We start from the raw sequence: 11,309 nt of genomic DNA on the forward strand, positions 1-11,309 counted from the left end.
ATACAATCAAGATCAGAAGAAACTTTTAAGACTCGAGGGGTATCTGTAAGTGCAAATGGGGATGAAGTCTCAGTTCGTTTATAGATATAACAAATAAATATGAGAATTAGCAAGAATGTTATTTAGACTGCCTTGATCCATTTTTCATAGAAAATTGAGTTCACTCATAGGTTTTATAATTTTTTTTTCATGCTCATCATTTCATCATTTGCCTCGGCAGATTAATCTCCTGTTCATGCGGGTATGGTTCTCTGGATGTCATACTCACATCTTCCCGTAGCCCCCTTTCTATCTCCTGTGCTTTATCCTGATCCATGGAATACCGTGGATCTGCTATGAGTGGCATCTTTGCCATCTTGGTAATGGTGACCGTAGGAAAATGATAATCTATCTCAACTGTTCCGAGCAACAGGTAGACTCCTCCTTCTTTGAAAGGAAATTTTCTCAGACTGTCCGGAAAATGGGCGGTATCAAAATACTGGCCTTCAGCATCGATCCAAGTCCCGAAATACATATCATCTTTTTTACCAGGATGGTTTTTCTTCTTGATCGGCACATGCTTTCTTGAGATCAGATAGGCTAGCATCTTTACCTGTTTTTTGTGATAGTTGGGAAGATCTTTTACCATCATATGACCCCTGTATCTTGTTTTAAGCAGGTCGAATATGGAGTGGGAGACAGGAAAGCCTAATATCTCTATCTCATCGAAAGCATCTTCAAAGCGGTCTCTCTGAATAACAGGCAGCTGATAGTCCTTTTGAGGCTCATCAAATAAAGAAATGATCTTTGTTTTATACTGACCTTTATTGAATAGGAATCTGGCTTCGATCAGCAGTTCATGTTTCTGTTTTCCGGTAAACCTGAAAGCTCCGATAAAAATGAGTGTCTGTAAAGTTTCAATACCGATATTGACCCTTTTGACAAAATCCTCTAGTGACCTGTAATCCCCATTGCTTTTTCTTTCTTCAGGAATAAACTGCTTGACCGTTGCCTCCAGTTTTTCGATGTGCATCAATCCAAGGTATACGTCTGTTCCATAGACCGTCGTCTGAAATTCGCTGAGGTTGACACAGGGGTTATGGATGGTTGCTCCTGCCATTTTAGCTTCGTGCACATAAACTTCCGTTCTATAAAATCCACCGCCATTATTAATGGCGGATACCATAAATTCAATAGGGTAGTAAGCCTTCAGATAGAGACTCTGATAGCTTTCTACCGCATAGGAAGCCGAGTGCGCCTTGCAGAATGAGTATCCTGCAAAGGATTCGATCTGCCGATACACTTCCTGGGACAATTGTTCGGAATGCCCTTTCTTCTTACAGTATTCAAAAAAATCATCTTTTAATTTCTGTAAGGCAGATAATGAACGTCCCTTGCCGCTCATTGCCCTTCTCAAGACATCACCGTTTTCCGCAGAAACGCCGCCGAAATGAAGGGCGATTTTGATCACATCCTCTTGATACACCATGATACCATAGGTTTCACCCAATTCCTTTTCAAAGACCTCGTGAAAATATTCAAACTGATCAGGATGGTTATGCCGGAAGATGTATTCCCGCATCATCCCGCTCTGTGCCACACCGGGACGGATGATGGAGGAGGCTGCAACCAATACCTTGTAATTATCGCATTTCAGTCTTCTCAACAATCCACGCATTGCCGGAGATTCAATATAAAAACAGCCAATGGTTTTTCCGATACTGAGGAATTCATTGCACTTAGCCTCATTCTTGGAAATTCTTGTGTCCTCGATGTCTACAATAATGCCTCTTTTTTCCTCGATTAAATTGACTGCGTCTTTAATGGTTCCCAGTCCTCTTTGCGAGAGAATGTCAAACTTTTCCAGGCCAATATCTTCTGCCGTATGCATATCAAACTGTACGATCGGGAATTCCTTTGGAGGAAACTCCAGAGCGGAGTAATCCGTGATCGGCTCTTCGGAGATCAGGATCCCGCAGGAATGCATGCTTCTCTGATTGGGAAAACCAATCAGTAACCTTTCATACTTGTAGATCTCCTGGACAATGGAGTTCTGATCGTGCTGGTCTTTCGGTTTTTTGGAAAGCAGATCAAGCTCTTCTTTCGGAAGCCCAAATACTTTTCCAATTTCCCTAAACCTGGATCTGGTCTTGAACTCGACATTGGTTCCGCAAAAGGCAACGTGATCCTTTCCATATTTATCAAAAATATAATGCAGGATGGTATCCCGGTTCTTCCAGCTCCAATCCAGATCAAAATCAGGAGGGGTCTTTCGGTTCAGATTCAAAAACCGTTCAAAATAAAGATCCAGTTCCAATGGGCAGATGTCCGTGATCCCAATGCAATAACTGACAATAGAGTTGGCACCGCTTCCCCGACCGACATGCATAAAGCCCATCCGTTTGCTGTACTGGACAATATCCCATGTGATCAGAAAATAACCACAGAAATTCAGCTGGTCAATGACCGCCAGTTCTTTGTCCACCCTTGCCTTCGCCTCTAAGTTATCGACGGAATACCGTCTGTACAATCCTTCGTAAGCCAGCTTTTTCAGCAGTTTAAAATCATTTTCCTTGCACTCGGTAAAGTGTTTTTTATTTTTCGGTGTTTTAAAGTCAAAATCAAAGCTGCATTCATTGACTATATATTGGGTATTTTCAATAATTTCGGGATATTGCGAATACTTCTCCAACAGTCCTCTTTTACCGATAAAGGTCTCATTATCCTTACAATAATCATCCTCTGTCAGTTTGGTGAGCAAGGTGTTGCCAGCTATCGCTCTTAAAACTTTGTGTAATTCGTATTCTCCATCTGTCTTAAAAGTTACCGGATGAAGGATAAGCATTTTATGAATTAACTTTTTTAATTCAGGTTTCATCAGAAGGTTTAGCTCATCCTGCCTGATGCCGATAAATTCATGTTCCAACAGATGTTCAGGAATATTATGCAAAGGATAGATCACAAAAGAGTTTTCCAATTGTGGATTAGCTTTAGGTATCTCAACTCCTTCACAATTATAGTTGGTCAAAAGCCTGTTGACCTCCGCAATGCCTTTGGGATTCCTGGCAAGACAGATATAATACTGCTCATTTTCAACCCGCACATCCACACCGACAATCGGCTTAATCCCTTTTTCCTGGCAAAGTTTGTAAAACTGATAGATACCGGTCACGGTATTGATGTCAGTCAATGCCAAGACCTTTAACTTCATATCATCAGCCAGCTGCACCAGATCCTCAATGGAAATAGTTCCGTACCGGAGACTGTGATAGGAATGGCAATTGAGAAACATAATGCTATATTTTATCTATTTTAAAAAACCCGACGCCCTTCCTACACTTGAGGTGCCGAATCGGTTCTTGATCCTGTCCATCGTTTGATACAGTGAAATGAGCTCTTCCGTATCTTCAAAAAGATCCATCTGATGAAGTCCGTGAACCAAACCGGTGAACCTGACACCGATCAGTCGGATCCTCATTCTTCTGGTATAAACCTTATTGAATAATTCCAGAACATACCGGAGCAGGGTATGGTCAGCTGATGTATAGGGAATCCTGCACTGTTTGGTCTCCGTATCAAAATTAGAGTACCGGATTTTTACAGAGACGGTTGAGGTCAGCCACTTTTCCTGTCTCAACTGAAAAGCCAACTTTTCCACCATTCCCGATAGGATGCTTTTGATGTTTTGAATATCGATCGTATCCTGCGAAAATGTGTCTTCCGTTGATATTGATTTTCTTTCGGAATAGGGGACAACAGGGGTTTCATCGATTCCGTGGGCTTTCTTCCATAATACGGTTCCGTTTTTACCGACCAATTGATTCAGAACATCCACCGGCATCTCTGAAAGGGTCTGTATCGTTTTGACACCCAATCTTGAAAACAGGTTGAATGTTTCCGATCCGACCATCGGGATCTTTTTGATGGATAACGGATTTAAGAAATTTTGAATATGGGCTTCTTTAACTTCAAACCTTCCGACAGGTTTGGATTCACCAGTCCCGATCTTTGAAACGGTTTTATTCGTTGATAAAGCAAAGCTGATCGGAAGTCCTGTATTTTTTGTAACGGCATCGACGATCTCATTGGTCCATTGAAAGCAACCAAAGAACTGGTCCATTCCTGACAGATCCAGATAAAATTCATCAATGCTTGCCTTTTCCAGCACCGGAACTTTTTCCTGAATGATCTCTGTTACAAGGTGCGACATATTGGAGTAGTATTCCATATCGCCTTTGATCACTTTGGCCTCAGGACACAAACGCAAGGCCATCTTAATGGGCATTGCCGAACGGACACCGAATTTCCTGGCCTCATACGAGCATGATGCCACCACACCACGGTCGCCACCTCCGATGATCACGGGCTGTTTCTCCAATACAGAGTTTTTCAGCCGTTCACAGGAGACAAAGAAAGTATCCAGATCCATATGTGCAATTGCTCTTTCCATTTGACAAAATTAGATACATATTGTACCAAAATTATTATCTTTGTTGGTATAAATTATACCAATGTCAATTTTTGCAGAAAACATCAGGTTTTTGAGAGATCAAAAAAAAATCACACAACAAAAGATTGCGAACGATCTTTTGATCACAAGGGAACGTTATGCAAAATATGAAGACGGAAAGTCTGAACCGCCAATTGAAATTCTTTTAAGAATGTCCAAATATCATAAGATCAGCATCGATCTTTTGGTTAGTATTGATATCCGAAAATATCCTTTGGACAAGATGGTCAATCTGCCGGGCAATAAAATATTGCTGCCCGTCGTGGTCGACCCTGAAGGAAACAAGTATATTGAAATTGTTCCCCAAAAGGCTTCCATGGGTTATCTGAACGGATTCAGCGATCCCGAATATATTGAAAACCTTCCACGGATACAGCTGCCCTTTTTGGGTCATGGCATCTTCAGGGGATTTATGGCTGACGGTGATTCTATGCCGCCATTTGCTGACGGAACATGTGTCATCGGTGAATATGTTGAGCAGTTGGATGATTTAAAAAAGGGAAAAGAATATATGTTCATTACCACTGAAGGGTATACTTTCAAAACCTTTGTGAAAAGAAATAAAACGAGCTTAACAGTAGCCGCGGACAATACATTCTATGATTCATACGATATTCCATTAAAAGATGTTGTACAGATATGGCGGTATGTAAGGGGGATTCTGCCTCAGGATTACAAACCTTATTATTTGCCTGACCACGCCCATCTCAAGAACCTGGTCGATGAGGCGAAACGCAGCATCAGTAATCTGGAAAGCGGAATCCTAAAGTTCAATCTATAAAAAACTTCCCCGAAGGGAAGCTAAAAACACAAATGATGAAAAAAATATTCCATAAATGGAATGATATAAAGATAAATATTTTTTAAATATAATCACAATGGGCCAGCTCAGTTTATTCGATGCAGAAGAATTTTATGAATTTCCAAAAGACCTTTTGGAATACAGGGAGAATTTCCTGAGCAAGGAAGAAGCTGACCGATTAAAAGACCATCTGTTTCAAACCGCTCCGTGGGAACAGCGTACTCAGAAAATGTATGATAAGACCGTCATAACCCCACGACTAACTGCCTGGTATGGTGATGACAAAAAATCTTACGAATCGGCTGATAATAATACATCGGATACCAATACCTGGACGCCTGAGTTGCTGGCATTAAAAGAAAGAATTGAACTAGAATTCGGTTATAGGTTCAATGGGGTTCTACTAAACCTCTATCGTGACCATAATGATTCCGTAGCCTGGCACAGGGACAAAGAAAGTCGTTATGGGAAACGCCCTGTCATTGCATCCATCAGCCTTGGACAGACCAGAAACTTTGATTTCAGAAAGAAAGACCATCATCAAAGCAGATACAGCTTGCCGCTCCCGAACGGTTCCTTGCTCATTATGAAAGGAGACTTACAGGAAAACTGGGAACACCGGATCGCCAAATCTACCGTGCCAATGAAGGAACGGATTAATCTTACATTCCGATTGATCAGTGAAATATAATATCATAAAAAATAAAATAATAGTAATATGTCTATTTCGTACTACGATTTTAAAAATCTACCCATTCAATCTCAATGTGAATTGGCTTTAGCCGAAGGAAGGGTCATCAGTGAAACCTCTAAGGATGGACTAAAGTTTGTACTGTATGAGCTGTCAAGTTTTTCAGTTGAGATCGTATATAAGACCATCAATAACAAGATAGAAGGTCTTAGCGTCTTCCAGAATAAAGGAACTCTATGACACATAAAATAATTTTCATTTGTCTACATATCAAAAAAAGTGTGATCCGGATCACATGAAAATAGTGACTTGGATCCTGTGTTTAGAACACAGATAAATCCCAACTTTGTAGTAATAAATTAAACAGATATAAAATGAGCAAAAAAGTTTTATTCGTGATTACGAGTCACGACGAATTAGGAAATACAGGTCAGAAAACCGGATTCTGGACGGAAGAGTTGGCTGCTCCTTATTATGCATTGTCTGATAAAAATGTGGAAATAACACTGGCATCTCCAAAGGGTGGTCAACCGCCAATTGATCCGAAAAGTGAAGACCCGTCATCTCAAACAGATGCTACACGCAGAATGGACAATGATGAGGTTTTAAAGGGAAAATTAAAAAACACCCATAAATTATCCGAGGTCAAAAGTGAAGACTTTGATGCGGTATTTTATCCTGGTGGTCACGGTCCTTTATGGGATCTGGCTGAAGACAAGGTTTCACAACAGCTTATCGTTGATTTTTATATCAATGATAAACCCGTAGCATTTGTTTGCCATGCACCAGGGGTTTTGAAGGATGTGAAAATAGATGGTGAATATTTAGTAAAGGGAAAGAATGTTACAGGATTCACCAATACTGAGGAAGAGGCAGTACAGCTGACCGATGTTGTTCCGTTCTTGGTGGAGGATATGCTTAAAAAGAATGGTGGTGTGTACAGTAAGATCGAAGACTGGAGTCCTTATGCTATAGTTGACGGAAGATTGGTCACCGGACAAAATCCTGCATCTTCTGAAAAGGTGACTGAGGAGTTATTGAAACTTATTTAGTTTTTTCATTTCAGAGAATCAGACCTTGATGTTCGACTGTAAAATAATTCCATTATTTTTAAGGAAAAATTAGGAAAATCAGGTGTTTTTTTAAATACAATTAACACCACAAATCATTTTCAAATGAATTTAGTTTCCATAATTTTGTATAAGAAATACTTATATAAAGTTTTCATGGTTATTAGTTTTTATCCCCATATTATTTGGGGATTTTTTTATTTCTACTGCAATTAAATGTAACAGGCATTATATATTCTTTTAAAGTATAGGTAACTGTTGCTTTCAGTTTTAAAATTTACTTTTTCAGGATATATAAACACAGCTATTTTATTTAAGTTCAATTAGCAATACCTTTGCTTATCCAGCTTTTTTAAAACGACAGTCAATCATATGGACGATCAAGAGGTCACATATCCAGTCTATTCACCAGCATCAGTTATTGGGATCTTCAGCAATGCCCTGAAGCTCAATGCCACGGTCAATTTGATCTATCTGAAAGGCAGATATGCTTTTGGTGGTAGTAAATCCTACGGAAACTACTACTATGACCTTCTGTTCTCAGAAGGTGATCACACTTCAATTGGCATTCGCATTTCATCGTTGCTCAGGAGTAAGATCACTAATAATGAGATCTATACGCTTAGAGGGTTTATTGAGAAGAGCATTAAAAATTCTTCCATTGAACTCCGTGTTGTGGTTGACGAGATCGTTCAGCAGGAAGAAAGATCAATATCCGAAGAAGAACTGGAAAGGTACGAGCTGATCCAGAAAAAACTGGAGACAGGATCAAAAGATCTTGAAACCCTGATCAGGGATAAGATGCTCAAAGAAGAAAGAGTTAGAATTGGAAACATTTATGGCAATAATGCGATTGTCCATAAGGATTTTTTCGAAGGGCTGGATGTTTCTTCAAAGTATTTTGATGTTTCAGATCACAGCTGCAATATCACTTCCTCTACGGCGATCATTTCCAAACTGAAGGAAATTTCAGCTTTGGATTATGACATTGTTGCCCTGGTCAGGGGAGGAGGTGACCGGCAGAGTATGGAAACCTTTAATGACCTGAGCTTATCCGAATTATTTATTTCAATGAAACCAATTACGGTTACTGCCATCGGCCATACGGTCGATGAAACGTTATTGGATAAGTTGGCGGACAAGCGTTTTCATTTACCGCATGATTATGGTGCAGGATTGCATTCCATTGCTGAAAAGCTTTCTCACGAAAGGTCGAATTCGAGGGCTTTGTTGATCGATGAGGTGAAAAAAGATGTGACGAAGCAGTTTTCAGAACAGGTGGAAACTTTGGAAAAACAGCTGAAGAAGAAAAATGAGGAGTTCACTGAAGCCCAGAAAACTTACAAAGAACAGGTAGTGAACCATAACAAAACCTTTACAGAACAGCTAAAGGTCAGAAATGAAGAATTCCAAAAGCTTCAGGCGAGTTCTGGCAAACAACTGGAAGATCTTCAGAAGAATTTCCAGGAGCAACAGAAGCAGCGTCTCGCAGAAATGGAAAGCTACAAAAAGGAGATCACTTTTCTACACGAAAAGAACGTACAGTCTGCTATCAATGAAAGGACGGCATCGTTGCAGGTCACTTTGGAAACATTGAGGCAGGAAAACAGCAGATTGAATCTGGAAGTGCAAAACAGCAGAACTGATTACGTGAAGATCACTATCATATTTTTACTGGCCCTGATCATTGGGTTTGTGATCGCAAAGCTTTCATAGGGGGATAATAAGACAGTGACTGGCATTCACCGGTTCAGTATCTCAGAAAAGTTTTGGTTTGATGAAAAAGGTATTCTATTGTATTGCTAAAACTGTATTTTCCACGTCACGCTTCCGCTCAAGTCTGAGATACTTTTTAGATGTGGTAAGATTTTATCTGATACGCCTCATCGGAAAATACCTTCGTTCCTGCTTTCCATTTTTTATTCCTGAAATTTCAGCTTTCAGAGAGTCTTCACTGATCTTTAAGTAAGAGATGGACTGTGGAAAATCATGCATGGTATTTTCAAACACCATATGATTTTCAGACATTGCCCTTTCTTTAAAGTGTACAGGAGTTCCTCCGTTCTGATCTTTAACAATAGGAATATAAGACAGAATTCCATTCTCCTGCACCAATCTTAAGGTCTCAAAGACGATGGTATCATTATTTTTGATCATGTAACTTTTGCCTTTCAATTCTTTTCCATCGACTTTTTTCCATACCTCATATATACTTCCTTGCGAAGTTCTATGTTCCCAGGTTCCAATCAACCATTCCACTCTTTCTATACTGTGCAGGTTTTTTGAGGTGCAGGAGCAGAGCATTATAAATGCTCCAACAAGGGAGATTTTTACTATTTTTGTCTTCATTTTTACGGTGATTTAAAGTGCAAAATTGCAATATTCCATAATCCCAGAATTGTAAAAATGCGACTTAATCAATCTCTGATAAAGAAAGTACTCATCTTCAAATTTTCCATGTAGAATTCTTTTGGTGTAACGCCGACAAATTCCTTGAAATCTTTGATGAAGTGGGACTGGTCATAATAACCGTTTTCCAGAGCAAGGGTTGTCAAGCTGGTAAATTCTTCTGTCAGCAACATTTTGACCGTCGTCTGAAGTCGAATGATCTTTGACAACTGTTTGGGGCCTAGCCCGAGTTCCAAATGAAATTTACGTTCGAGTTGCCTCTTGCTGATCTCGGTCTTTACGATAAGTTCAGAAATGATCGATCTTCCATTGGTTGTTAAAATAGTCTCAACGGCCGATCTCACAATGTGGTCACTGACGTCAGATCTATTCGACCTGTCCACCAAAAATATTTCTACCAACTTGATCCTTTCCTGCACCGATTGCGCATTGCATATCTTATTTTTGAGATCCTGTCCATCCTGTCCGAACAGTTCTTCCAATGGAACGGCTCTATTTTCCATTTCCTTGATAGGGATGGTAGAATTAAAGGGCAGAAATCCATTGGGTTGGAAACGGACGGAAAAGATACCTGTAATTCCTGTAGGTTCTATCTCCAGCGGAAATGTCAGCTGTCCGATGACAAAGCATCTCGGCTGAACTACACTTGTTCCGTTCCGCATATACTGACGGTAGGGTTCGCCGTAATGAAAGATCATCTCCATGCACCCGTCAGGAACTATCGATTGCTTTTCCAGATGTTCATCTGCTGAACTTTCCATTGTCCAATAGCATTTTACAAGTCCGTTCAATTGATCCTGCGGAACAAATGTCTGGTAGATCATTGGGTTTTATTTTGTCAAAAATAAGCAATTGCGATTGGATTCGGGCTAAAAACCTCACATGTCAGTATCACAACCATTCTATTTGCCGTCTAATTTAAGATATAATAATGACTTATGATTTCAGGAGATATCCGAAGCATTTCTGTGAAAGAGATCAGGATTTCTTTCATTTTAGATTGAAAGAAAAGCTTTATTGATATTACTTAATATTTGTAACGGTTGGTTCTTACGTATCAATTTGAAAGGGTAATTTTCAGATTTCGGAAATAGCCCTCTGTGCCTACATCGACAAATAAACCTACAGCCCCTGAAATATCTGCTCCTTGCTTGAGGTCATTCACAATAAGGGAAGGCTGTTTGTCTTTGTTTAAAAAAAGCTTTGCCTGACTGCCTTTGATCTCAATTTTCATCTTGATCCATTCATTCAGACCCATATCAGCATAGGTCTCATATTTCTCAGGATTCTCTTTTCTCAGACGTTCATATTTATAATCTGGAAAAGAAAAGTATTGAATGGAGTGATTCCGTCTTACCTGATCTTCAGCTCTTCCATTTGTCGGACGTATATATATTGATTCAAATTTGGAACTGGTTTCATTGATCCTAAATGCCAATCCGATAAATCCGCGGTCTGTTGGAGAAGCTGTAGGAAGAAGCCGGCTTAGAACCTCTACCTCGATGATGCCATTTTTAAAATTAATGTTCTTTATCCTTACAAATGTAGGTTCGTCCGCTTCTTTCACGGTAGGATCTTTTACGACCCTTACGATACTTTCACCTTGTGAATGATCGATTTGCATTTTGACCTTATTGGGCACAAGATTTCGCTTGTCTAAATTTATTTTTTGGCTGTAAGCACTTTCTGCTGCAAAAAGAAAGAGAAACCAGATTATTCTAACCCGTAGTGCATTATCACACAATAGCTATTTTAATATTATTCATTTTTCTTTTATAAACAAAAACATTTATGAATTGGATAAATGTGAGTGTCATTATTTTACTTAGTATTCTTGTTTTGAATCCA

10 protein-coding genes are annotated in these 11,309 nt (G+C 39.6%); 5 read left to right on the forward strand and 5 right to left on the reverse strand.

Annotated elements, in window-relative coordinates; translation table 11 throughout:
* Positions 1-196: 196 nt before the first annotated feature.
* Positions 197-3,271 (reverse strand): DNA polymerase III subunit alpha, encoded by a 3,075-nt coding sequence (locus BA768_RS03215; RefSeq protein ID WP_065719674.1) that lies wholly within the window; start codon positions 3,269-3,271, stop codon positions 197-199.
* Positions 3,272-3,286: 15 nt separating this feature from the next.
* A complete protein-coding gene (gene dinB, locus BA768_RS03220; protein ID WP_065719675.1) occupies positions 3,287-4,429 on the reverse strand; it encodes a DNA polymerase IV in 1,143 nt (380 codons plus the stop codon).
* Positions 4,430-4,490: 61 nt separating this feature from the next.
* Here dinB and BA768_RS03225 point away from each other — a divergent pair, with 61 nt between their 5' ends.
* The 5 genes from BA768_RS03225 to BA768_RS03240 all read left to right on the forward strand — a co-directional run bounded on the left by BA768_RS03225 (position 4,491) and on the right by BA768_RS03240 (position 8,768).
* Positions 4,491-5,270, forward strand: coding sequence for an XRE family transcriptional regulator (locus BA768_RS03225; protein ID WP_065719676.1), 780 nt, complete (start codon positions 4,491-4,493; stop codon positions 5,268-5,270).
* Positions 5,271-5,367: 97 nt separating this feature from the next.
* The gene (locus tag BA768_RS03230; RefSeq protein WP_065719677.1) at positions 5,368-5,982 is read left to right on the forward strand and encodes an alpha-ketoglutarate-dependent dioxygenase AlkB family protein; all 615 of its coding nucleotides are present in this window, start codon (positions 5,368-5,370) and stop codon (positions 5,980-5,982) included.
* Positions 5,983-6,009: 27 nt separating this feature from the next.
* A complete protein-coding gene (locus BA768_RS21025) occupies positions 6,010-6,222 on the forward strand; it encodes a hypothetical protein (RefSeq protein WP_123947055.1) in 213 nt (70 codons plus the stop codon).
* Positions 6,223-6,356: 134 nt separating this feature from the next.
* Positions 6,357-7,034, forward strand: coding sequence for a type 1 glutamine amidotransferase domain-containing protein (locus BA768_RS03235; RefSeq protein ID WP_065719678.1), 678 nt, complete (start codon positions 6,357-6,359; stop codon positions 7,032-7,034).
* Between the two features lie 390 nt (positions 7,035-7,424).
* Positions 7,425-8,768, forward strand: a complete 1,344-nt coding sequence (locus BA768_RS03240; RefSeq protein WP_065719679.1) for an exodeoxyribonuclease VII large subunit — start codon at positions 7,425-7,427, stop codon at positions 8,766-8,768.
* A gap of 153 nt (positions 8,769-8,921) precedes the next feature.
* Here BA768_RS03240 and BA768_RS03245 read toward each other — a convergent pair whose 3' ends face one another.
* The 3 genes from BA768_RS03245 to BA768_RS03255 form a co-directional block, all read right to left on the reverse strand.
* Positions 8,922-9,401 (reverse strand): DUF6265 family protein, encoded by a 480-nt coding sequence (locus BA768_RS03245; protein WP_065719680.1) that lies wholly within the window; start codon positions 9,399-9,401, stop codon positions 8,922-8,924.
* A 68-nt stretch (positions 9,402-9,469) separates the two neighbouring features.
* Entirely contained in the window at positions 9,470-10,285 is an 816-nt protein-coding gene (locus BA768_RS03250) for a helix-turn-helix domain-containing protein (RefSeq protein WP_065719681.1), read from the reverse strand.
* Between the two features lie 233 nt (positions 10,286-10,518).
* A complete protein-coding gene (locus BA768_RS03255; RefSeq protein WP_123947056.1) occupies positions 10,519-11,085 on the reverse strand; it encodes a family 16 glycoside hydrolase in 567 nt (188 codons plus the stop codon).
* Positions 11,086-11,309: the final 224 nt, after the last annotated feature.

It is taken from the genome of Chryseobacterium sp. CBo1 (assembly GCF_001693475.1).
Classification (GTDB): domain Bacteria; phylum Bacteroidota; class Bacteroidia; order Flavobacteriales; family Weeksellaceae; genus Chryseobacterium; species Chryseobacterium formosense.

Coding starts and splice junctions, on each gene's coding strand:
- BA768_RS21025 (WP_123947055.1), top strand. CDS start 6,010: ATGTCTATTTCGTACTACGATTTTAAAAATCTACCCATTCAATCTCAA.
- BA768_RS03255 (WP_123947056.1), bottom strand. CDS start 11,085: ATGCAAATCGATCATTCACAAGGTGAAAGTATCGTAAGGGTCGTAAAA.
- BA768_RS03245 (WP_065719680.1), bottom strand. CDS start 9,401: ATGAAGACAAAAATAGTAAAAATCTCCCTTGTTGGAGCATTTATAATG.
- BA768_RS03240 (WP_065719679.1), top strand. CDS start 7,425: ATGGACGATCAAGAGGTCACATATCCAGTCTATTCACCAGCATCAGTT.
- BA768_RS03215 (WP_065719674.1), bottom strand. CDS start 3,271: ATGTTTCTCAATTGCCATTCCTATCACAGTCTCCGGTACGGAACTATT.
- BA768_RS03250 (WP_065719681.1), bottom strand. CDS start 10,285: ATGATCTACCAGACATTTGTTCCGCAGGATCAATTGAACGGACTTGTA.
- BA768_RS03235 (WP_065719678.1), top strand. CDS start 6,357: ATGAGCAAAAAAGTTTTATTCGTGATTACGAGTCACGACGAATTAGGA.
- BA768_RS03230 (WP_065719677.1), top strand. CDS start 5,368: ATGGGCCAGCTCAGTTTATTCGATGCAGAAGAATTTTATGAATTTCCA.
- dinB (WP_065719675.1), bottom strand. CDS start 4,429: ATGGAAAGAGCAATTGCACATATGGATCTGGATACTTTCTTTGTCTCC.
- BA768_RS03225 (WP_065719676.1), top strand. CDS start 4,491: ATGTCAATTTTTGCAGAAAACATCAGGTTTTTGAGAGATCAAAAAAAA.